General features: G+C 42.8%; 24 protein-coding genes and 1 other annotated feature (1 of these 25 cut by a window edge). Of the genes, 15 read left to right on the forward strand and 9 right to left on the reverse strand.

Going from position 1 to position 21,435, the window contains the following annotated elements:
* Positions 1–26 (reverse strand) — a binding site (T-box leader) (it extends 191 nt beyond the left edge of the window).
* 62 nt (positions 27–88) lie between these two features.
* Complete coding sequence (locus AB1K91_RS00810; RefSeq protein WP_413087436.1) at positions 89–787, forward strand: nucleotidyltransferase domain-containing protein; 699 nt, start codon at positions 89–91, stop codon at positions 785–787.
* Between the two features lie 147 nt (positions 788–934).
* On the opposite strand, the gene AB1K91_RS00815 is transcribed toward AB1K91_RS00810, so the two are convergent.
* The gene (locus AB1K91_RS00815; RefSeq protein ID WP_413087774.1) at positions 935–1,555 is read right to left on the reverse strand and encodes a GntR family transcriptional regulator; all 621 of its coding nucleotides are present in this window, start codon (positions 1,553–1,555) and stop codon (positions 935–937) included.
* A 214-nt stretch (positions 1,556–1,769) separates the two neighbouring features.
* Between AB1K91_RS00815 and garR the strand changes: the two genes are divergently transcribed.
* The 8 genes from garR (at position 1,770) to AB1K91_RS00855 (ending at position 8,892) form a co-directional block, all read left to right on the forward strand.
* Positions 1,770–2,663 (forward strand): 2-hydroxy-3-oxopropionate reductase, encoded by an 894-nt coding sequence (gene garR, locus AB1K91_RS00820; protein WP_413087437.1) that lies wholly within the window; start codon positions 1,770–1,772, stop codon positions 2,661–2,663.
* A 1-nt stretch (position 2,664) separates the two neighbouring features.
* Positions 2,665–4,101, forward strand: a complete 1,437-nt coding sequence (locus AB1K91_RS00825) for a four-carbon acid sugar kinase family protein (RefSeq protein WP_413087438.1) — start codon at positions 2,665–2,667, stop codon at positions 4,099–4,101.
* A 59-nt stretch (positions 4,102–4,160) separates the two neighbouring features.
* Positions 4,161–5,477, forward strand: a complete 1,317-nt coding sequence (locus AB1K91_RS00830; RefSeq protein ID WP_093726231.1) for a gluconate:H+ symporter — start codon at positions 4,161–4,163, stop codon at positions 5,475–5,477.
* Between the two features lie 17 nt (positions 5,478–5,494).
* Positions 5,495–6,334: a class II fructose-bisphosphate aldolase gene (locus AB1K91_RS00835; protein ID WP_413087439.1), complete on the forward strand. Its 840-nt coding sequence runs from the start codon at positions 5,495–5,497 to the stop codon at positions 6,332–6,334.
* Between the two features lie 173 nt (positions 6,335–6,507).
* Positions 6,508–6,963 carry a hypothetical protein gene (locus tag AB1K91_RS00840; RefSeq protein ID WP_413087440.1) on the forward strand — a complete coding sequence of 152 codons (456 nt, stop codon included), beginning with the start codon at positions 6,508–6,510 and terminating at the stop codon, positions 6,961–6,963.
* Between the two features lie 36 nt (positions 6,964–6,999).
* Positions 7,000–7,515, forward strand: coding sequence for a GNAT family N-acetyltransferase (locus AB1K91_RS00845; RefSeq protein WP_413087441.1), 516 nt, complete (start codon positions 7,000–7,002; stop codon positions 7,513–7,515).
* Positions 7,512–8,282 carry an HAD-IIB family hydrolase gene (locus AB1K91_RS00850; protein WP_413087442.1) on the forward strand — a complete coding sequence of 257 codons (771 nt, stop codon included), beginning with the start codon at positions 7,512–7,514 and terminating at the stop codon, positions 8,280–8,282. Before AB1K91_RS00845 ends, AB1K91_RS00850 begins: the two co-directional genes overlap by 4 nt.
* A gap of 88 nt (positions 8,283–8,370) precedes the next feature.
* Positions 8,371–8,892 carry a ClbS/DfsB family four-helix bundle protein gene (locus AB1K91_RS00855; RefSeq protein ID WP_413087443.1) on the forward strand — a complete coding sequence of 174 codons (522 nt, stop codon included), beginning with the start codon at positions 8,371–8,373 and terminating at the stop codon, positions 8,890–8,892.
* A gap of 224 nt (positions 8,893–9,116) precedes the next feature.
* Here AB1K91_RS00855 and AB1K91_RS00860 read toward each other — a convergent pair whose 3' ends face one another.
* Positions 9,117–10,124 (reverse strand): FecCD family ABC transporter permease, encoded by a 1,008-nt coding sequence (locus AB1K91_RS00860; protein WP_413087444.1) that lies wholly within the window; start codon positions 10,122–10,124, stop codon positions 9,117–9,119.
* Positions 10,121–11,122, reverse strand: coding sequence for a FecCD family ABC transporter permease (locus AB1K91_RS00865; protein WP_413087445.1), 1,002 nt, complete (start codon positions 11,120–11,122; stop codon positions 10,121–10,123). Before AB1K91_RS00865 ends, AB1K91_RS00860 begins: the two co-directional genes overlap by 4 nt.
* A 116-nt stretch (positions 11,123–11,238) precedes the next feature.
* On the opposite strand from AB1K91_RS00865, the gene AB1K91_RS00870 reads away from it, so the two are divergent.
* Positions 11,239–12,198: an iron-hydroxamate ABC transporter substrate-binding protein gene (locus tag AB1K91_RS00870; protein ID WP_413087446.1), complete on the forward strand. Its 960-nt coding sequence runs from the start codon at positions 11,239–11,241 to the stop codon at positions 12,196–12,198.
* A 185-nt stretch (positions 12,199–12,383) separates the two neighbouring features.
* Complete coding sequence (locus AB1K91_RS00875) at positions 12,384–12,965, forward strand: YjgB family protein (RefSeq protein WP_413087447.1); 582 nt, start codon at positions 12,384–12,386, stop codon at positions 12,963–12,965.
* A gap of 15 nt (positions 12,966–12,980) precedes the next feature.
* Here the strand turns inward: AB1K91_RS00875 and AB1K91_RS00880 are convergent, their stop codons facing one another.
* Positions 12,981–13,313 (reverse strand): hypothetical protein, encoded by a 333-nt coding sequence (locus AB1K91_RS00880; protein ID WP_413087448.1) that lies wholly within the window; start codon positions 13,311–13,313, stop codon positions 12,981–12,983.
* Between the two features lie 80 nt (positions 13,314–13,393).
* Between AB1K91_RS00880 and AB1K91_RS00885 the strand changes: the two genes are divergently transcribed.
* Positions 13,394–14,140, forward strand: a complete 747-nt coding sequence (locus AB1K91_RS00885) for an SDR family oxidoreductase (RefSeq protein WP_413087449.1) — start codon at positions 13,394–13,396, stop codon at positions 14,138–14,140.
* Between the two features lie 93 nt (positions 14,141–14,233).
* Here AB1K91_RS00885 and AB1K91_RS00890 read toward each other — a convergent pair whose 3' ends face one another.
* The gene (locus tag AB1K91_RS00890; RefSeq protein WP_413087450.1) at positions 14,234–14,857 is read right to left on the reverse strand and encodes a DedA family protein; all 624 of its coding nucleotides are present in this window, start codon (positions 14,855–14,857) and stop codon (positions 14,234–14,236) included.
* 17 nt (positions 14,858–14,874) lie between these two features.
* Complete coding sequence (locus tag AB1K91_RS00895) at positions 14,875–15,486, reverse strand: helix-turn-helix domain-containing protein (protein ID WP_413087451.1); 612 nt, start codon at positions 15,484–15,486, stop codon at positions 14,875–14,877.
* Positions 15,487–15,602: 116 nt separating this feature from the next.
* Between AB1K91_RS00895 and AB1K91_RS00900 the strand changes: the two genes are divergently transcribed.
* Positions 15,603–16,088, forward strand: a complete 486-nt coding sequence (locus tag AB1K91_RS00900) for a YoaK family protein (RefSeq protein ID WP_413087452.1) — start codon at positions 15,603–15,605, stop codon at positions 16,086–16,088.
* Between the two features lie 269 nt (positions 16,089–16,357).
* On the opposite strand, the gene AB1K91_RS00905 is transcribed toward AB1K91_RS00900, so the two are convergent.
* From AB1K91_RS00905 to AB1K91_RS00915, 3 genes are all read right to left on the reverse strand, one after another.
* Positions 16,358–17,149 carry an LCP family glycopolymer transferase gene (locus AB1K91_RS00905; protein WP_489686327.1) on the reverse strand — a complete coding sequence of 264 codons (792 nt, stop codon included), beginning with the start codon at positions 17,147–17,149 and terminating at the stop codon, positions 16,358–16,360.
* Between the two features lie 484 nt (positions 17,150–17,633).
* Entirely contained in the window at positions 17,634–18,338 is a 705-nt protein-coding gene (locus tag AB1K91_RS00910; RefSeq protein WP_413087454.1) for a YqeB family protein, read from the reverse strand.
* A gap of 1 nt (position 18,339) precedes the next feature.
* The gene (locus AB1K91_RS00915) at positions 18,340–18,918 is read right to left on the reverse strand and encodes a TetR/AcrR family transcriptional regulator (protein WP_413087455.1); all 579 of its coding nucleotides are present in this window, start codon (positions 18,916–18,918) and stop codon (positions 18,340–18,342) included.
* Positions 18,919–19,043: 125 nt separating this feature from the next.
* Between AB1K91_RS00915 and AB1K91_RS00920 the strand changes: the two genes are divergently transcribed.
* Together AB1K91_RS00920 and AB1K91_RS00925 are read left to right on the forward strand one after the other, a co-directional pair.
* Positions 19,044–19,601 carry a DEAD/DEAH box helicase family protein gene (locus tag AB1K91_RS00920; protein ID WP_413087456.1) on the forward strand — a complete coding sequence of 186 codons (558 nt, stop codon included), beginning with the start codon at positions 19,044–19,046 and terminating at the stop codon, positions 19,599–19,601.
* Between the two features lie 327 nt (positions 19,602–19,928).
* Entirely contained in the window at positions 19,929–21,431 is a 1,503-nt protein-coding gene (locus AB1K91_RS00925) for a BglG family transcription antiterminator (protein ID WP_413087457.1), read from the forward strand.
* Positions 21,432–21,435 lie beyond the last annotated feature (4 nt).

The raw sequence follows: 21,435 nt of genomic DNA on the forward strand, positions 1-21,435 counted from the left end.
CATCTTGTCCTTATCAACGCTTCTGTTTTGTTGTATGCTCATTATACAGATACTGGATACAGACGTCAAACGGAAATGAGGAATTTTTATGAAGAAGCCGGTTGAAGCGGCAAAAGACTATATTGACACTGCCCATCCTGATTGTGATGGCGCTTTGCTTGCGGGAAGTTGTGCCAGAGGGGAAGCTACTGCGACATCCGATTTGGATATCATCATACTGTATGCAGGCAAGAATAGTGCCTATAGGAAATCAGTTCGTTTCCTTGACTGGCCGGTCGAGGCGTTCGTCTATACAGGTGATGCGTATATCGATTTCTTTAGCAGTGATGCAATGCGTGGAATTCCATCATTACCAAGGATGGCGAGCGAAGCTATTGTCTTGAAACCATCTTCTGCTGTTGATGAGATGCAAGCTGAAGCAAGACGGGTTCTCGCCACCGGGCCTTTGCCTTGGAGCGATCAGATAATACAACATCATCGCTATATGATCACGAACTTGATAGACGACTTTTTGGATAAAGAGGATGGTGGGGAAGCCTATTTTCTAGCTAACAGCATCGTTCATGACCTGGCAGTCTTCAAGCTTCGCACAAGCAAGCACTGGATAGGTTCCGGCAAATGGATGTTCCGGGAGCTTCATGATTTGGATCCGGAATTGGCCAGTCGGTTTGAACATAGTTTAACAGCATTTTATCAGTTGCATGATAAGCGAGCCATGGTACAGCTAGCAGATGAGTGCTTGAAGCCGTTTGGTGGTCGTTTATTTGAAGGCTATTATCTGGGTTGAGGAAGAGAGGTCAGTAGAATGGTTTGAAATGGCGCAGCTAAGAAACGAAGAATCATTTTGCAATTGGTATCTATTCCAGCGATGCAGACTAAAACCATACGCCTCATTAGTAATTTAAGGAGAACCGCTAATCCGCGGTTCTCCTTTTTAATTTTGACTATTGATCAGATGCAGACAGAAGTCGAGATCTTTTTCCAAATGCTGTTTCATTAATTCTTCCGCTCGTTCCGGTTGTCTGTCTCTTATCGCGCTAAAAATATCTTCATGCTCCTCAATAAGAAAAGGACGGTTATAAAATACCACTGTCTTACGGAATAAATAGATAATACTCTGCATGCGGTTAATAGTATCAATTAATCTATCGTTACCGCTGGTTTGGACAATTATTTGATGGAATTTTTCATTGGCATCCATGATCTCATCATAAGAGCCTGTTTTACCTATTTCTACACATTCAGCCAATGTCGATAGCTGATTTGCGGAAGAATAGATTGCAGCACAGCGGGCGCTATATCCTTCCAAAAGCATACGAACCTGAAAAATATTCCGTAAATCTTTATCAGTAGGTTTTACTACCTTTTTATTGATGATTAAGCCTTCGTATTCCAATCTTTTGATCGCATCACGGATTGGCGTTCTGCTGAAACCGAGGTCAGCGGCTAATTTTTCTTCTGTAATTTTTTCTCCGCTTTGCAGCTGACCGTTCAATATCTTATCCCGTACCATTTCATAAGATTGCTGCACAGCTTTCTTCTTGTCCATTTTCATATTTCTCCACCTTAAGTTTCCCATACGGATTGAATCTGCAGGGTTTACCATCATCATATCAAATCCTGGTAAAAAGACAAACACACTAGAAATCAAAGCAAAAAAATAAAAAATGTATACAATATATAGATAAATTGTATACAAAATAATATAATTGTGTTTAAATTAAGAATGCAAACGTATTCAATACTTTCTCGGAGGCGAACAAATCATCATGAAATCAAACATAGGCTTTATTGGACTTGGGATTATGGGGAAACCGATGGCATTGAATTTAATAAAAGCAGGTCAAAATGTAACCGCTTTTGATATCAATAAGACGGCTGTCGAGCAGTTGGCAGCAGTAGGAGCAAAACCAGCGCTATCCATCCAGGAAGCAGTAGAAAATACTGACGTTGTGATTACGATGTTGCCTAGCGCAAAGCATGTAAAAGATGTCGTTTTGGGAGCAAATGGTGTAGCTTCATTTGCCAAAGCGGACTCAATTGTCATTGATATGAGCTCACTATCTCCGGTCGACAGCGTGGAAATCGCAGCTGCATTGAAGGAGAAAGGCATACGTATGATGGATGCGCCAGTCAGCGGAGGAGAGCCAAAAGCTATAGATGGAACCCTATCAATCATGGTAGGGGGAAAAGAAAAGGATTTTGCAGCAACTAAGCATATCTTTGACATTGTCGGAGCTGAGACCGTCCTGGTAGGAGATAATGGCAGCGGTGCAACAGCAAAACTTGCAAACCAAATAATAGTGAATTTAAATATTGCAGCCATGTCTGAGGCGCTTGTACTAGCAGCAAAAGCGAATATTGATATAGAAAAAATGTATCAGGCAATCAGAGGAGGCCTCGCTGGCAGTACCGTTCTGGATGCAAAGGTACCACTGATTCTCGATCGCAACTTCAAACCAGGCGGCAGGATTGATATTAATTTGAAAGATATTACCAATGTGATGGATACAGCTCACAGCATTGGCGTTCCGCTTCCGCTTACAAGTCAGCTGCTTGAGATTTTCCATGCACTGAAAGCAGATGGAAAAGCAACGGATGACCATGGTGGCATTGTGCAATATTACGAAAAACTCGCCCACGTAGAAGTAGGGAGGAAGTAACATGATAGGAGAGCAAACCGAGCGTCAAGTCGATGAGCTGAAGCGATTTGGAAAAGTGGATGGATCAAAAGCAAAGCAGCAGCTGGATGAGGCACTGCAATCCTTTAACAAGAAAATCATTGTATTGGATGATGATCCGACAGGGGTACAAACCATTCATGATATTTCCGTGTACACCGATTGGACGGCAGAAAGTATTCGTGCCGGATTTAAAGAAACCAACAGCATGTTCTTTATCCTTACGAATTCCAGGGCTTTTACTGCTAAAGAAACAGAGCAAGTGCATCAGGACATCGCGTCTGTCATCTCGGCGGTTGCCAAAGAAGAAGATAAAGATTTTATCATTATTAGCCGCGGGGATTCCACCCTTAGAGGGCACTATCCGTTGGAAACAGAAGTACTGAAACAGACAGTGGAAAAAGTAAGCGGTGACAAGTTTGATGGAGAGGTCATCTTTCCTTTCTTCAAGGAAGGGGGACGCTATACGCTTGATAATATCCATTATGTTCAAAGTGGGAACAGCTTGATTCCGGCTGGTATGACCGAGTTTGCCAAAGACCGGACATTTGGCTTTACACATTCCCATCTTGGCAAGTGGGTGGAGGAAAAAACAGAAGGAAAATATCAGGCAGATAAGGTTACATATCTATCACTGGATAAAATTCGGGCACTGGACATTGATGGGCTTTTAGATCAATTAATGCAGGTGGAAGATTTCAATAAGGTTGTCATAAATGCAGTCGATTATGTAGATGTGCAGATAGCTGTGACTGCCCTCATCCGCGCTATGAACGCTGGCAAGAAATTCATGTTCCGCACAGCAGCATCGCTGACCAAAGTGATCGGCGGGGTTTCTGACCGCGCGCTCTTATCAAAGCAAGATCTGATTCAAGAGAATGCGGAAAATGGCGGGCTGGTTTTGGTAGGTTCCCATGTGAAGAAAACGACCCAGCAACTCGAACAATTAAAGAAATTGGATGCCCTTCATTTTATCGAATTCAACACGCATTTAGTATTGGAGGAAAAGGCCTTCGGCGAGGAATTCAATCGGGTACTGAAAGAGGCAGAAACGCTTATCAAACAGGGAAGAACAGTTGCTGTTTATACCCGGAGGGAACGATTGGATCTTGGCCCGGGCAAAAAAGAGGAAGAATTACTGCTGTCAGTGAAAATCTCAAAAGCTGTTACTAATATCGTAACTTCCTTAAGCGTACGTCCTAAATTCATTGTTGCAAAAGGCGGTATCACCTCCAGTGATATCGGTGTGAATGGCCTGGCGGTTAAACGTGCAACGGTGGCAGGGCAGATTAAGCCGGGCATTCCAGTATGGGTGACTGGAGACGAAAGCAGGTTCCCGGGCCTCGCTTATGTGATCTTCCCGGGTAACGTGGGCGAAGTCACTACCTTGAAAGAAGTAGTAGAGGAACTGGCGTATTGACATAAGGGCAGTACTTTCCCGTAATGGGATGTACTGCCTGACAAACGAGGAGGTACACTATGCCAATTGTATATATATGTATCGGAGTGGCGCTGCTTTTGCTGCTTATTACGGTCTTTAGATTAAACGCTTTCATATCGCTTGTGATTGTGGCACTGTTAGTCGGAATTTTGGAAGGGATGCATCCCATTGAAGCCCTTGAGTCAGTGAAAAATGGAATTGGTTCCACGCTTGGAGACCTAGCGCTTGTATTAGGTTTTGGGACCATGCTTGGAAAACTGATGGCTGATTCAGGCGGAGCCCAGCGTATAGCGGATACATTGATTGCGCGTTTCGGTCAAAATAAAGTACAGACAGCGTTAGTTGTTACAGCATTTATCGTTGGAATTGCTATGTTTTATGAAACCGGATTCATCGTCATCATCCCGCTTGTCTTCACAGTGGCAATTGGCGCTAATCTACCGGTTTTATATATTGGAATGCCTGTTGCAGCGGCATTGATTACCGTGCACGGATTCGTTCCCCCTCATCCCGGACCGACTGCGATTGCTGTTATCTTTGATGCAAATATCGGCATCATGCTGTTGATTGGTCTGATCATAGCCATCCCTTCTATCTTTATAGGTGGTGTGCTTTATACACGCATGTTTAAAATGGAAAATCTGCAAAGCGATATTCCTAAGAAACTATTTAACTCAAAACGGCTGGCAGATGATGAAATGCCAGGTTTCGGAATCAGTATCTTCACAGCGCTAATCCCGGTTATTTTAATGTTCATTTATGCATTCATGGAAATCTTCTATCCTGATTCCAGTTTACTGAAGTATGTCGGATTCATCGGAGATCCCTCTATTGCATTGTTGATTGCTGTCATCCTGGGCGTATTCACCTTTGGTCTGAATAATGGGCGCTCGATTGAAGATGTCATGAATACGATAGCGGAATCGATTGCCTCTATTGCGATGATTCTTTTGATTATCGGGGGTGGCGGTGCTTTTAAGCAGATTTTGATTGATAGTGAAGTAGATCAGTATATTGCAGGTTTCATGGAAGGTTCAGGATTCTCACCAATCATTTTAACATGGTTGATTGCGGCTGTTCTCCGAGTTTCGCTGGGATCGGCAACTGTTGCCGGACTCACAGCGGCTGGAATTGCGGCTCCATTGGCCGGTGCCGGTGCAAGTCCGGAATTAATGGCATTGGCTGCAGGTGCGGGAAGCATCACTTTCTCCCATGTCAACGATGCTGGTTTTTGGATCTACAAAGAATACTTTAATTTGTCTATCGGCAAGACGATTAAAACCTGGTCTGTAAGCGTTACAATCATTTCTGTTGTCGGTCTGCTATGCATTTTATTATTAGATTTGTTTATGTAATAGAAAGGAAGATAAATATGTTAATGGATACAAAAGCAATGCTGCAGGATGCACAGAGAAACGGTTATGCTGTCGCGGCTTTTAATGTATATAGTTTGGAAACAGTTCAGGCTGCTATTGCGGCAGCCGAAGCTGCTGGCAGTCCAGTGATTATCGCGCTGGGAGAGCGGTATGTGCCAGCGGTCGATATAGATGGATTTGCCGAGATGGTAAAAGGTCTCGCGCGCAAAAGCTCCGTTCCGGTAAGTTTGCATCTGGATCATGCTTACGAAAAAGAAACAATCATCCGGGCAATACGCGCTGGGTTTAATTCTGTTATGTATGACGGTTCGAAACATGACCTGGAAAATAATATAAAATATACAAAAGAGATAGTAGAGATAGCCCATTTAGCAGGAGTATCGGTGGAAGCAGAAATCGGCTCGATGGCAAGAGGAGCGTTTTCTGATGAGGAAGAGGGAACGGGATCACTAACTGATCCGAAGTTAGCAGAGGAGTTTGTCAAAGCCACAGGTGTGGATTTCTTAGCTGCAGCTATTGGTACGGTCCACGGAATGTATCAAGGAGAGCCGAACATTGACCTGGATTTACTTGAAGATATAAAAAAACGTGTTGATATTCCGTTAGTTCTGCACGGTGGATCTGGTACTCCGCATGAAACGATTCTAAAGACAATCAACTCAGGGATTTGCAAGATAAACGTAAATACAGAAGTATCCATCGCTGCTGTTAAACGCTTGAAAAGCCTGTTAGCAAATGAAGATACCATGCATTTATCAGTTGTCATGGAAGCTATTCAATCTGAAATCCAACCGGTCATGGAGAGGTTTATCAAGCTATTTGCGAATAATAAATAAGCGTCCATATGAAAAGAAATGCCTCTGCTAAAAATTACAGCAGAGGCATTCTTTTTCTAATTGTATTGCAGATGATGGAAAACAGTAGTTGATACTTTGATTCTTTATTCCAAGAGGAATCTTAAACCAAAAAATGGATGATTTCGTTTAAAATAAAGAAAGGGGGATTGGCGATGAATTATAAAAAAACTATCGTGTTTGTGAGCGGTGTACTGTTTGCTAGTGTTGTACTGCTTCTAATTTTTCAAAGGAATGAAAATCCATCAGAGCCTACGCCGCCAGATTTGAAAGTGCATACGGGCGAAGAAGTGATTACTGCCATGCGTGGCGGTTACTGCTGGAATGAAAATGGCAAAGCTGTTTGCGTGGATGCTGCCGACCCAGCAGAAGATCTGGATGAAGATCAAGGGCTGCGTGCTGTATCCGGAGGGAATATCGAGTTGGAATTTGACAGTCCGCCAGAAGTTATTGAAATCGAAGGGAAGAGTGAGGGAGGAAGGTGGGAGGAATTACAGATGAATGATTTGCAGCTGAAACTTCCCGAGCCTAAAGATAACTATGTTTACCGTATTTCTGGGCAATGGGAGCAGGGCGATGTCACCTATGCTTTTCTAGTAAAAGCAGAGTAGGTTGAACTTAGGAATCTTGTGAGGGGGAGAAAGTCTATGAAAATAAGAAAATTGACTGCCACGGATGCGGAAGCATATTGGGAATTAAGATTACAAGCATTGCAAAACCATCCAGATGCATTCGGTACATCTTATGAGGATGCGATAAAACAGGAAGATCCAATCGGAAAGGTGAAAGGTAATTTGGAGAGCCAGGATGCAGAAACCTATGGGATATTTGTGGACGGTAAGCTTGCTGGCAATGCAACGCTAAGATACGAAACGCCTGCGAAACTGCGGCATCGTGCTGACTTGGTGGCAGTGTATTTGGCCCCGGAGACAAGAGGAAAAGGGCTTGGGAAAATGCTTATCACAAAAATGATCCAGGTAGGCCGTGAGCGAGCAGGCATCGAGAAGATAAATCTTGTTGTAGCAGCTACGAATCCAGTGGCAAAACACGTGTATGAGCAGGCGGGGTTCCAGCAATTTGGATTCGAGGAGCATGCATTAAAATTAGGAGAAACATACATAGCAGAAATTCACATGGCTTTGATTTTGGAGGGGAACAAATGAATTTCATCTTTGATTTGGACGGCACCATCTGCTTTAAAGGTAAACCGGTTACGAAGCACATAATGGATATGCTGAAAGAGCTCGAACAGAATGGACATCAAGTGATTTTTGCATCTGCCAGGCCGATCCGGGATTTACTTCCTGTTATCGATCAGCACTTTCATGCCATTACGCTGATAGGAGGCAATGGCTCCTTAATCTCCAAAGACGGGAAGATAATTTTCTCTCGTGCATTTTCACCAGTTCAATTGAATGCGATGAGGAAAATGATAGAAACATACGAAGCCAGTTACTTGGTAGATGGAGAGTGGAACTATGCTTATACTGGAGACCCAGCTCATCCGATAAAGTCGAGAGTTGATCCAGATGGTTTGGCTGAAGAAGTACAATTGGAGGATCTGGGGCAGATAGTGAAAATTCTTATTATAGATTCTGCTGATCAACAGCAAGTAGCTTCCGAGGCAGAAAAGCTAGGACTTCGTGTCCATCGTCATCAAGGGGAAGGTATCGTGGATATAAGCCCGCCTGGCATCGATAAATGGAGTGCACTCCAAGAAGTCGGAATTATGGAAAAAGAGTATATTGCATTCGGTAATGATGCGAATGATGTTGAGATGTTCCGCCATGCCAAGTATGCTGTGATGATTGGTGACCATAAAGAGTTAGCTCGCTATGCAGACGCAGCTATACCGCTGGATGAGGCTTGTGAACAGGCTATTGTGGATAGGCTGTCGGAATTCCGCGCTAAAAAATTGGAACTGTCATGAAATAGGTAGGGTAGGAGGTTTCCATCAGATTCTAGAAGATTAGCATTAGCTGGAGGACCAATATATATTGCTAAGCAGGGGTGAAAATATGAGTGAAATCAGTCCAAAGGAGAAACTGCTGACGGAGAGCCAGGAGAAATTTGATTCATTACTGCAGCTGATAGATTCTGTTTCTCCCAGGAAGCGGAGCTTGTCTGTTGATACTTCAGAAAGAGATAAAAACTTTCGTGACGTGATGATGCATCTGTATGAATGGCATGCAATGCTGGAACGCTGGTACAGAGAAGGGATGAGTGGAGATATACCTTCCATGCCTGCTCCTGGATTCAAGTGGAATAATTTGAAAAAGTTGAATGAACGAATATGGGAAAGTTGTCAGGATTTCACACTCAATCAATCTATAAAGAAAGTGACATTAAGCCATGAGAGGGTCAGAAAGCTCATAGAATCTCATACGGATGAAGAGATAATCACCAAGAAGTATTATAATTGGACCAAAACAACTAATCTGTATGCTTACTTTGCCGCCAACACTACTAAGCATTATGATTGGGCGATTAAACAATGTGACAATATAGCTAAATTTATTACGGAGCAAAAGGAAGTTTAATCTTTCAAATCCGCTTATAAGGAAATGAATATCTACATCCGTAAAGCAATCTGTAATAGAAAGAAAGGGAGATTGATGGGTTATGAAAGAAACTAAAGGGAAATATGTTCCGATCACTTTTTTGCGGCTTCAAGCGGAGCTGTACTAGGTTTACTTTCTTATGTGAAAGACTGGCTTTAATCAAGAAAAACAGCAAGCAAATGAACCTCTGTGTGAGCAGAGGTTCATTCTTTGATCAACAAATAGATAAAATATGGGGCACCTATCGCTGAAACAACCAATCCAATCGGAATCTCTGAAGGAGCCAGGATTGTCCGAGATAATGTATCAGCTACAAGCATGATCAGTGCACCGATAAGTGCACAAATCGGAAGCAGATACTTGTGATTCGGACCGACGATACGACGGGCCAGGTGAGGTGCAACAAGCCCAAGAAATGTGATGGCTCCTCCAGCTGCTACGCACGCTCCAGCCAGTGCGACAGCAAGGAGCAGCAGGATCGTCCGCTCTCTTTGGACAGGAGCCCCGACGCCGACGGCGAGTTGATCACCAAGCGTCAACACGTTCAATGCTTTTGCTTTGAAAATAGCAAATGGAACGAGCAAAATGATCCATGGTAAGAGTGCCAGTACATAATTCCAGCTTGTCTGCCAGATGCTGCCGTTGAGCCAGATGGTCGCCTGCGTGAAATCTTTCGGGTCCATCATGAGCTGGAAAACGATGATCAGCCCGCCGAAAGCAGCGTTGATACCGATACCTACAAGAATGAGCCGTACTGGCGTGACGCCTTTTCTCCAAGCTAATGCATAGATGAGACTGGCAGCCAGGAATGCACCAGCAAAGGCAAATAAGGGCATGATGAATACCTGGATGCTGCCTGTGCCTGCCAGCTTGTCCTGCAGGAAGAAAATATAAAGGACGACAGCAAAGCCAGCCCCGGCATTGATCCCGAGTATACCGGGATCAGCCAGCCCGTTTTGGGAGACGCCCTGCAGGATGGCACCGGCAATAGCCATCCCGATCCCGATTAGTAGGGCAATCACCATGCGCGGCAGACGGAAATCGAATAATATCACGTCATATGAGCCATCCCCTGTACCAAGAAAGGTCTTTATGACATCCGCTGGTCCAATGGGGATTGTCCCTGTATTCAAGCTGATGAAAAATATAATCAGAATGGCAGCAATGATTCCGACTGCTACCAGGCTTGTCTTTTTCGCAGAGTGTATCATATGTTCTTACCCTCCCGGCGAGCTAGATAAATGAAGAATGGTACGCCGATCAAAGCCGTGAGGGCGCCAACTGGTGTCTCGAAGGGCGGATTGATCATTCGGGAAGCAATATCGGCAAAGTTCAATAAAATGCCGCCGAGTACAGCCGAACACGGAATGATCCAGCGATAATCAGGTCCGACGAGGAACCGTGTGATATGCGGGATAACCAACCCGACAAAGCCGATCGTGCCGCCGACCGAGACAGCAGCACCAGTTAAGATGAGCACGACCAAGACACCGGCTGCTTTTACCAGACCGGTCTTCAAACCAAGACCTGTGGCAACATCTTCTCCCAAACTGAGTGTCGTAACTGATCCGCTGATGGAAAATGCCAGAATCAGACCGATTGCAGCTGCTGGAAATAGCAGCTTCACCGTATCCCACTGCACATTCGCAACACCGCCTGCATACCAGAAGCTTAGGTCTCGGGCTACATCGAAATGTAATGCCAGTGAATTGGAAAAAGCTCCAAGCAAAGCAGTGACAGCGGTACCCGCCAAAGCCAGCTTCACAGGCGTCAATCCAGTACGCGCCAACAGACCGATTCCGAAAACAAGGCCAAGGCCTAGTCCAGATCCGGCAAAGGCGAATAGAAGCAGATTCACATTGGAAATGCCAGGCAGGAAAACAAGCGCGATTGCAATCATGAAGGTCGCACCAGAGGTGACACCCATGATTTGCGGAGAAGCCAGCGGGTTACGTGTCATGCCTTGCATTATTGCACCGGATGCTGCTAGCATGGCCCCGATAAGAATTGCCGCCACTGCACGGGGCAGACGGAGCCGGTGAATGATTTGGTGAGATGTATTGGAAGCATCGTAATGGAAGATACTATTCCATACCGTGCCGAGTGAAATATCCGATACCCCGAATATGATGGATAGGCCTATGGAAAATAAAAGCAGGACGGTGCCTGCGATTAGTATGATTATGCCAATGAGTCTGCGTGCTTGCATCGTCAACCCGCTTTCTAAGCTCTATATATGTCAATATGATGATGATGCTTGTAATTGATAATGAGAATTGTTATCATCTATTGAGAGATTATAACATAAACCAAGAGGTGAGTCCCTTGTTCAAAAGAAAGAGCATGTTTTTACTCCTGGCAGTCTTCGCCAGTATTGTATTCATTATAACAGGTTGCGGCAATAACGATTCAAGTGAAAATAGCTCCTCTGATAAGGAAAGTAATGAGACACGTACAGTGACGGATGCAATGGGCCATGAAGTAGAGATTCCTGCTAATCCGAAAAACGTGCTTGCTTCCTATCTGGAGGATAACCTTGTAGCCCTTGATATTACACCAGTGGCACAATGGTCCGTTAATAATGGTGATCCTCAAGGATATTTACAAGATAGCCTAAAAGATGTACCGACGATCGACTCTACACTTCCGTTCGAAGCAGTAGCAAGCTTCAAGCCTGATTTGATCATCATGGATTCTGCTTCCATGGTGGAAGGCGATAAATACGAGCAGTATAACAAGATTGCTCCGACTTACGTAATGGGTACGGAAGAAAACGGTGACTGGCGCAAAGAACTGCAAACTGTCGGCAAAATCTTCGGTAAAGAAGATGAAGCACAAAAAGTACTTGATGATTATGATGCAAAAGCTGCAGAAGCAAAAGAACAAATTCAGGATGCAATTGGTGATGAATCCGCAGCAGCTATCTGGCTTGTCGGCGGACAGCTTTACATCGTCAGTGAAAACCTATCCAGCGGTGCAGTGCTTTATGGCGATTTAGGCATCACTGTTCCAGAAGGTGTCAAAGAAATCTCCGAAAGCGCAACAGCAAACTGGAACCCGGTTTCCCTTGAACAATTGGCTGAAATGGACGTCGACCATCTCTTCTTGATCAATAGTGACGAAGGCGATGGCTCTGAAATCCTTGACGATCCATTACTGGCAAACGTACCAGCAATCAAGAATGGCAATGTGTATAAATATGATAAAAACACAAGCTGGCTGTACACTGGACCAATCGCGAACGAACAAATCGTCGACGATGCAGTTGAAAGCTTAGTGAAGTAAGGACAAACTTCTCTCCTGTGAAAATGGGGAGAAGTTTTTTGTATGTCTATAGTTTGATGTCGAATAAATAGTGCATTTGCTAAACTCCGCAACCGTAAATGTCCAATCCAATATCGTCTACCTCCTCATGTTTAACAGTCACTCTATCGCGGAAAAGATAACTATACCAAAAGGAGGTATGCTTTATGATCAGACGGAATCCAGCACGAAAGGCAGCGATAAGCGTCGCTTGCGCAGGTGCTGTTCTAGGGGCTGGAAGCTTCGTGAATACGGGTGCGGTATCCGTAAACGCTGAAGCTGGTGAAGCAATCCATTCTTCCGAAACGAATGAAGCAGCTCTTGAAACACTACAGACCATTTATACACAGGCATATGAAGGGTCTTCCGTTGGATTGGCAGGTAATTTCACAATAGGTGAATCAACACGGACAGATGTTGTGGATAGGCTTGGAAAGCCTTTCTTATCCGATACTTTTGACACGTACCATGCAGAGATGGGGAATCCTGGGTTCAGTTTTGCATACAGTGAGGATGGCATATTAAGTGAAATTCGCTATCTTGGAACTAATGTGGAACGGCAGACGAATCTAGGCAGTATTACACCTGCTATACTAGAGGAGGAGCTTGGCAAGGCAGATGCCATTACTTCCATTTCGCAGACTGACCAGCATAAGTATCTATATGAAACTGGTGACTTTGAGCTGGAATTCATTGTGAATGATGAGACACTTCAAGTCGACCATGTAAATCTAGTACCAAATAGTTAAGTAAAGCAGGAGTACTCACTCCTGCTTTTTTGCTGCCCGGACCAGATATTCTGTTGGCAGGATGAGCGTTCCGATCAGTGTTGTTGCGAGAAGGAAAGTACTCGGGTGTGCATTCAAGAAGATATCCAGTGCGGTACAGATTGCCGCTGCCAAGAGGAAGAAATCATATGCAGAGAATCCGTGTTCTTTGCTGCTGGTCCAGCCGATGACATAAAGAGGGACAATGAGAGAAGTCCACATATCACTTTGGGTGAACTCGATCCCGTGGATAGCTTTATAAAGAAGCCGGCTATAAATAGGGAGTGCCAGTACGAGACTGCCAATTGTAAACAAGAGATGTTTTTTCAATAGAAGTCTCCTTTCTTACAGGATTTCCTTTAGTGTACACGAAATATGTAAAGCAATGGTAAAAAAAGGAGGGCTATTGTATGGCTAAGATAGCTATCGTTACAGGTGTTTCCTACCCACGTTCCATTGGGACAGCGGTGTGCCGCAGACTGGCTGAACAAGGTTTGGATATCTTTTTTACATATTGGCAGGCAGGCGAAACGTGGCCTGATCAGTTCAGGGATGAACTTGCAGAAAAAGGGGTTAGATGCGTTGGAATGGAAGCGGATCTGGAGGAATCAGATGCAGCCGAAGCCATTTTGCAGAAAGTACAACTGCAGCTAGGTGTGCCGGCTATTTTGATTAACTGTGCTGCTTTTTCCGAGAACGGTGATTATGAGGAATTCGATGCTTTTCAATTAGATCGCCATTATGCTGTCAATATGAGGAGTGTCTTTTTGCTTTGTACGGGATTTGCGAAAACGTTCAAACAGCTAAAACCTGACAGCAGGGGAAGTATCGTCAATTTGACTTCGGGTCAGAGCCGAGGACCAATGCCTGACGAATTGGCATACATCGCGACCAAAGGTGCCATTACCGCATTCACTCAATCATTGGCAGCTGACTTGGCATCGATTGGAATCAATGTGAATGCAGTCAATCCAGGGCCGACAGACAGTACATGGATGACGGATGAGACTAGGCGGCATCTGCTGCCAAAATTTCCGATGAATAGGATCGGCGAACCAGATGATGCAGCGAGGTTGATTTGCTTTTTAGTCGGAGAAGACGGTTATTGGGTGACGGGACAGGAGCTTCACTCGGAAGGCGGATTCATACGAAGATGACATTACTGGGAAAAACAGCAGGGATGCTCTCAGGGAATTCGAAGAGGCATCCATCTTTTGCTTCTCCGCTTGATAATAATAGATATGCTGATTTCAACTTAATTCCTCTGATTCTTTCTTTCGGCGCTGGCTTAATTTCCAAATTACAAATCCACTGCCAGCAGCAATAAATGCTAACATGCCATATTTATAATAATCGAGGTAAATTTCTATTCGAGTCCATGAAGCTCCGACCCATACCCCTAACATAACGACGATGGAATTCCAGATTAAAGTTCCAACAGCAGAGAAGAGAAGAAATATTCCAAAATGCATTCTGGCCATACCAGCCGGAATGGAAATCAAACTCCTTACTAGCGGGATAAAGCGGCAGAGAAAAACAGCCCATACATCGTACTTCTCGAACCAAGCTGCTGCTTGATGCAAATGAGCAGGATTAAGCCTCAGCCATTTGCGATTTTTTTCTATCCAATTCGAAAGCTTCTCTATATCAAATAGCGTGCCGATCCAATACAATATTGAGGTGCCAATTAACGCTCCGAGTGTAGCCGATAGTATTACTAAAATTGGATTCAAACTGGTGGAAGCCGCTAAAAATCCGCCAAACAGCAAGGTGACTTCAGATGGAAGCGGTGGTATCACAATCTCTATCATCATCAAAAGGGTAATGGCAGGGTAACCATAGGTTACCATCAATTCATTCATCCATGATTCCAAGCAGGCAACTCCCTTTGCTATTTATTTGCACTCATCATAGCGGTTTGGACAGCAAGTGTATCGTCTAGATAACCAAACGGAAAGATATAATCAGGCAGCACATCTATTGGGTTGATAAAATATAGTAAAGCTGCACCGAAAAGTACTAATTCTTTTTTAGTTCCAATGCCGGAACTGAATTTATAAAACATTTGCTTTAGGTCATTTACCAGTTTACCGGCGCTTCCGACGGATTTAATCTTATCATTGAATTTATCTTCGATGATCTGTTTTCCGCCGTCGGTAAGGGCGATTTCCTCATAATCAGCCAGCTGATTCAACATTCTTTCTGTTGTAAAGGATGGATCGGCTTGTTTACACAGAGCTTCCAAATGCCGTTCTGTCTTGAATGTTTTATTTTCTTCAAGAAAACCGGCAGCACGCATCAGATCCTCCTGTGATACATCCAGCACTTCACTGAACTTTTTTAAATGATTAACGGTCACTTTTCGTTTACCATTCAGTATCTTGGATATGATAGCTGCATCAATTGCAGTCTGCCTGCTCAATTCGCGGATGGATATTTTTTTTTCCTTAAGTAACATACGCAGAAGATTCTCTATACTAGAAATATCTTTATTCACGTCCATGAAGGCATCTCCTCTTTCCGGGATCTTATTTTATTACCCTACAAGGATGTTGACAATTTGTCAATAGATGGGGTAGAAAGGTATAGGGCAGAACAAAAAAGAAAGAAGGAATTAAGATGCATATTAAACGGGACCATATCATCATCCTGCTATTATGTGCTCTATCGGGTGTAATAGATGTACTAGGTTATATTGGTTTATCCCATGTGTTTACTGCCAACATGACAGGAAACATTGTATTGCTAGGTATTGGCATTGGTGATGCAAGGCAGGTAGTTTTAAGTAATGCTGCCATCGCGTTAGCTGGGTTTGTCATAGGGATTGCCGCTACTGTGCTTGTCCAAAAAAAGAACGGTACTTCAAGAAGTATTTTATTCTGGGAATTCATTTTGTTTTTATTTGTTGCAGCAATGATACTGCTGATGCCGATTAGCGAAGGCCTCTCATCAGTTATTCTCCTGCTGTTAAGTACAGCCATGGGCATGCAAACGATAGCCGGAAGGAATCTTAAGATAGCTGGCCTTTCCTCTACAGTACTGACGAGTACACTTGCTGCTTTTGTAGAGGGACTTATTGGGAAAAACCAGAAAACTATCGCTTGATACATGCCTTAGAGGAGGTGCCATTCTCCTTTACTTATTAGGTGCAGCAGCAGGCAGCTTTAGCGAAAGAATCATCGGCTTAAATACGATTTGGCTAGGTGTGGTGCTGCTGGCGGTTATACTTTTGATTCAAAGGAAACCAACTCATAATTAAGCAAGAGGCGGGGACATAAACTTAGCCAAACGCATTGAAAAAATATCTCCGTCACCGGTTTTGGGTGACGGAGATATTTTTTTTGTCGGTCTGGGTTTTGTCCCAGCCTCTTCTTTTAGTTGCTTATGCTGTCATGTATAGCAGTTATCTCATCCTCGGGTACTATCAAGTAATAGATTCCATCAATTTTTGTACCCTCACCTCTCATTTCATGCTCCTGAACAGAGTTGCGAACATTGCGATAATCTACAAGCAGATGACGCATGGATGCGAGGTTTATATTAGTTTGTACGTTTTTGCCGAGAACGTCCAGCAGGTCATCTATTTTGCTGACAGATTTGATGTTGGCCCCTTTATTGATAACGGCTTCAATTACTTGTCGCTGTCTGGCATTTCTTCCAAAATCCCCATCAGGGTCTAAATGGCGCATTCTGGTGTATCCTAATGCTTGCTGCCCATCCAAGTCAATCTGACCTTTTTTGAAATGGTAGTCTTTCTTATAGAAACCTTCATCGTACCAATCCAGGTCGTTTTCCACGGTCACGCCACCTACAGCATCGACCAGATCAGCTAAACCTTGCATATTAATCTCTACGAAATAATCGATATCAACGTCCAGCAAGTTTTCTACAGTTTCCACTGACATGTCAACCCCGCCAAAAGCATAAGCGTGATTTATCTTATCAACTGTACCGTGTCCAATGATCTCTGTCCGTGTATCGCGCGGAATACTAACCAGATCCATAGACTCGGAAGCCGGATCCAGTGACATAAGCAGTAAAGCATCTGACCGGCCAGAGTCAAATTCCCTTTCATCGATACCTAGTAAAAGGATATTGATTCTTTCTTTGTTCTTGATCTTCTTTGATGTTACACCCTCGTCGATTGCTGCGGAGTCTTTCTGAATGCCATCAACTGTTTGTTTTACACCCTTGCGGTTAGAAAGAGGAAGGAACCAGCTCCAATTACTACGACCAGGAGGATGAGTATTATATACCTGCCTATGCGTCGCTTCTTACGTTCTGTGTTTCGTTTTTTTTCCATTTTCGTACCTCCTGACCATTACAAGGTACGCTGTTGTTGACGATTTGTCAACAACATGTATAAATGAGACCGAATGGGAGATACTAAATTTATCCCACTAAATAACCGCTCATTACTTTTCAGCAACAAACCTGCCCGAGAAATCGAAGGGGGGAATGTCTGCGATGAAGGAATGTCCGACAAATCCGAAACAGCCGAAGGACAATTTGCCTCTTATACTTGCTATCCTCACCGTTATACCTACTGCTTGCAATCAACTACTCGATGCCACAGATAAATTGTTAAGGATATTGCAACTATTTTAAAAAGAAGAGCTGCAGGATGTGACCTGCAGCTCTTCTTTTTCCTTACACATGGGCTTCCATTGAATCTTTCAGCAGCGAATGGTTAAGGCGGATATATTGATCCTTTTTACGGTCTTTGATTGCCACGCCTATTTTTGCTAAATCCAATTGTACCTGTTTGGCTATCTTTTCTTGCTCGTTCTCCAAACAACTTTTTCGTGTCCGCAATAAAGCATGTACAGCTGCTGGTATTTGCAGGTCATTTTCATCCCAGCGGCAATAAGCTGCCAGGTAGGGGTCGGATTCAGACCATGGATATCCCAGTGAGAGAAACGCATCTGCCATCTTTTTTTTATTTCCATCGTATTCTTCTTTGAACATCTCGTTCTCTTGAAGTCCTACCAGCACAAGCGATTTGCCATCTAAGAAGATGGATTGTATCTCCCCTTTGCGGAATTGATCCTTAGTATCTTTTATCATGAGGGTAACTGAGTCTTTGTTGACAAGAATTTGTAAGGTTTCATGGAAAATGAACTGAGATAAAATTATTCCAGCGACAATACCTGCGATACATAAGATGATAGAGGGTGTCGTTCCGGAATAAGAAGCGATTTTTTCGATAATCCCTTCATAAGGAAGCCAAGGGAGATTCAGTATCCACCTGGCTAAAACAGGTAAATACCAGCCAGCGACAGCCCCAAGGAGAGGCAGTACAAAGTTTATTATGTATTTTTCATTTTTCGTTAATCCTAATTGGATATCTTTCATATCAGTCATCCTCCATCACATAGGAAACCGCCTGGCACCAAACAGCAGTACTTTCCACTTCGATACCCATCAGGAGGTAGCTGCTAATATTGTCCAGGACCAATCCAAGTATTTGAGCTTTTGCGGTTATCTCTCCTTTTTTTATGACTTCAAGCTGCTGTCCAAGGAGGAGCAATCTTTTAAAGCCATCAAGGAATTCTGTCAGTATTTGCTTGATTTTTTCATCATAGTCACGGTTCTGTCCGGAATAACTGATGAAATGGTTAATGATTTTCAGAGCCTCCGGGTTTTCTTCATACTCTTGCAACATCTTCAGCCCATTATCTGTAAGCAAGCGAGCGAAATTATCTTTAGTGTACGTATCCATAGGGAAATACTGCTCAAAGCGGTAATCTTTAAACAACAGCTCAAACAGATGATCGAGCAGACCTTCTTTAGAAGAGAAATAATGATATATCGCTGGTTTTGAAATGCCAGCGCGATTTGCGATCATGGATAAGCTAGTCTTCTCCAGCCCGTATTCTGCTATAAGAGAAAGTGCTGCATCGATGATGAGCTGATATGAATTTCCTTTAGCCATTTTTTCATCCTTAAAAGTTTTATATTTATTATTTTACTTACCGGTCGGTAATATGGCAATGCCATAACAGAAATTTACAAAAAAACCATTTAGTTTGCTACAATGAATGAAAAGAGGGGGATACCATGAACGTCATTTTATTGTTCGGACCGCAGGCTGTCGGGAAGATGACAGTCGGACAGGAACTGGAGAAACAGTTAGGGTATCGATTGCTGCATAATCATATGACAATTGATTTGCTAGTACCCTTCTTTGGTTTCAGTGAGGAAATGTGGCGTTTATCCACACTTTTCAGAGAAGAGATATTCCAGTCGGTAGCGAAGACAAATCTTCCTGGTTTCATTTTTACATTCGTATGGGATTTTTCCAGTCACGAAGACTGGGAAACAGTTGATAGAATGTGTGCCATATTCGAAGGGCAGCAAATACCAATCCTTTTCGTTGAACTCCAAGCAGATGTCGATATCAGGTTAAAACGGAATGTAACCGAAAACCGTTTGAAGCACAAACCGACGAAACGGAATATCGCTTTTTCGGAAGCGAATCTTCTCCGGACGATGGAGACGGGGCGTCTTCAATCGAGGGATGGGGAGATAAAAGAGAAGAATTATTTACGGATTAAGACAGATGAACTAGCTGCTCCTGAAACAGCCGAGCGGATTATCAGGCATTTCAACTTATAGAGGGGTTTCAGGCATGATTCCTGCTGGATGGATGGAAAAATGAACGCTGTTGTCTTTTTGACGAATTATTCACCTGCTCAACCTCGTAAATATTTAGAGACTAATTCTTTAGTCTCTTTTTTCTTATGAAGGAATCAGTAAAGAAAAATTGTATAAATCTCCACAGAATAACTTTCGTGTTTGGTTGAAATACTGCTGTTTTTCTTAGTATTTACTTCATTCCCACACTAATACGGACATAAAAACCAAACGATATTTGTAATTGTGTATGCGCTTTCACGTTGCTAAGATTAGAGCATAGCAAGGAAGAAATGAGGTGGGGATCTCTTGCATGATCGTGAGGAAAAAATCATTGAAATTCTTCGAAGGGAGAGACGGTATGTAACAGCTTCTGAGTTGGCGACGAAACTGTCGGTATCCCCAAAAACAATTTACAGGGATATTCACGATATATCAAAAAAGAATTCTTCCGAGTTTAGAATTAGAAAAAAAGAGAACTCTGGCTACTGCCTTGTTGCTGTAAGGGAAAGTAAGTGGAACGGAGGTGAACAATTTGAACATCTAGAGGAAAGACGGCTGAATCTATTGCTATTTCTCCTCTCGATTACACCATGTAAAACATCCATTCTAAAAATATCGGAACGATACTATATTAGCCAAAGTTCCATCATGAATGATTTTAAACACATCGAGAGCATAATCAAACCGTATGGCTTACATTTATCCAGGGAAAATGATGGCACTTGTTTGAAAGGAAACCAATTAGCTGTCTATCGAGTTATGTCCGTTATAATTGAAAGTTATCTTAAACAATCAGGAGATCCGTTTAGTCAATATGATATCCCTGATTCTGTCAAGGATATTAAAGTTGTAAATTCAAGCTTAAGTAAAATCAAAGAGCTTCTGCACGAAATACAAGTAGATCATGACTTAGTATTAGATCAACCCTACTATTTAACGCTTTATTGTTCGTTACTCTCCATTATCGAAAAACGTACAAATAATCTTCAATTATTAATGAAAGATGAGCGGATTTATGAAGAAATGGATGCTGAATCTGCCATTTATCAGATTACGATGCACATGGCAGATAAACTAGAAGCAGCTTATTCCATCACTTTACGGAAATCTGAAATTTATCATCTTTATTATATTTTGAAAGCCTACAAACTCAATTGTCGGTATTTAATAGATCCAAATACCGAAAAGGCAGACAAGAAAGTCGAGAGACTTGCACAGCAATTAATTTCAACTGCTACTGAAAATAGTGGCTATCAGTTTGTAGAAGATGAAGACCTCAAGCAACGTTTGACACTGCATCTGCACAGTATGGTGTATAGATTGAATCACCAAATTTACATTATCAACCCACTTTTGAAATCAATCAGACAGAATTTTTCTAGTATATTCAACTTAGTCAAGCGCAGTGCCGAAAAACTTACGGAAGATAGAATTTACGATAAACAACTGACCGACGAAGAAATAGGCTATATTACACTCTATTTCCAAATTTCTTATGATGAACGATTTGCGAATAAGATCCCAGTTCTAATTGAATGTACAAGTGGTATCGGTACTTCCCATTTGTTAAGCGGAAAAATCAAGAAGAATTTTCCGAATATTCTTGTAAAAAGGATTATTTCCCAACAGCGAATCAACCAGAGTGACTATGATGATGTAGAACTTGTGATATCCACAGTCAAAACGAAAAGTATAATCGATAAACCGACGATTCTTGTCAGTCCCATTCTTAATGATGAGGATAGATATAAGATTGATCAATTTATAAAAAACTACTATAAAAAACAAATGATTTTGCCACAAACATAGATAG

The organism is Terribacillus jepli, assembly GCF_047228925.1.
In the GTDB taxonomy this organism is placed as follows: Bacteria; Bacillota; Bacilli; order Bacillales; family Amphibacillaceae; genus Terribacillus.

Coding starts and splice junctions, on each gene's coding strand:
- AB1K91_RS00810 (WP_413087436.1), top strand. CDS start 89: ATGAAGAAGCCGGTTGAAGCGGCAAAAGACTATATTGACACTGCCCAT.
- AB1K91_RS00815 (WP_413087774.1), bottom strand. CDS start 1,555: ATGAAAATGGACAAGAAGAAAGCTGTGCAGCAATCTTATGAAATGGTA.
- garR (WP_413087437.1), top strand. CDS start 1,770: ATGAAATCAAACATAGGCTTTATTGGACTTGGGATTATGGGGAAACCG.
- AB1K91_RS00825 (WP_413087438.1), top strand. CDS start 2,665: ATGATAGGAGAGCAAACCGAGCGTCAAGTCGATGAGCTGAAGCGATTT.
- AB1K91_RS00830 (WP_093726231.1), top strand. CDS start 4,161: ATGCCAATTGTATATATATGTATCGGAGTGGCGCTGCTTTTGCTGCTT.
- AB1K91_RS00835 (WP_413087439.1), top strand. CDS start 5,495: ATGTTAATGGATACAAAAGCAATGCTGCAGGATGCACAGAGAAACGGT.
- AB1K91_RS00840 (WP_413087440.1), top strand. CDS start 6,508: ATGAATTATAAAAAAACTATCGTGTTTGTGAGCGGTGTACTGTTTGCT.
- AB1K91_RS00845 (WP_413087441.1), top strand. CDS start 7,000: ATGAAAATAAGAAAATTGACTGCCACGGATGCGGAAGCATATTGGGAA.
- AB1K91_RS00850 (WP_413087442.1), top strand. CDS start 7,512: ATGAATTTCATCTTTGATTTGGACGGCACCATCTGCTTTAAAGGTAAA.
- AB1K91_RS00855 (WP_413087443.1), top strand. CDS start 8,371: ATGAGTGAAATCAGTCCAAAGGAGAAACTGCTGACGGAGAGCCAGGAG.
- AB1K91_RS00860 (WP_413087444.1), bottom strand. CDS start 10,124: ATGATACACTCTGCGAAAAAGACAAGCCTGGTAGCAGTCGGAATCATT.
- AB1K91_RS00865 (WP_413087445.1), bottom strand. CDS start 11,122: ATGCAAGCACGCAGACTCATTGGCATAATCATACTAATCGCAGGCACC.
- AB1K91_RS00875 (WP_413087447.1), top strand. CDS start 12,384: ATGATCAGACGGAATCCAGCACGAAAGGCAGCGATAAGCGTCGCTTGC.
- AB1K91_RS00885 (WP_413087449.1), top strand. CDS start 13,394: ATGGCTAAGATAGCTATCGTTACAGGTGTTTCCTACCCACGTTCCATT.
- AB1K91_RS00895 (WP_413087451.1), bottom strand. CDS start 15,486: ATGGACGTGAATAAAGATATTTCTAGTATAGAGAATCTTCTGCGTATG.
- AB1K91_RS00900 (WP_413087452.1), top strand. CDS start 15,603: ATGCATATTAAACGGGACCATATCATCATCCTGCTATTATGTGCTCTA.
- AB1K91_RS00910 (WP_413087454.1), bottom strand. CDS start 18,338: ATGAAAGATATCCAATTAGGATTAACGAAAAATGAAAAATACATAATA.
- AB1K91_RS00915 (WP_413087455.1), bottom strand. CDS start 18,918: ATGGCTAAAGGAAATTCATATCAGCTCATCATCGATGCAGCACTTTCT.
- AB1K91_RS00920 (WP_413087456.1), top strand. CDS start 19,044: ATGAACGTCATTTTATTGTTCGGACCGCAGGCTGTCGGGAAGATGACA.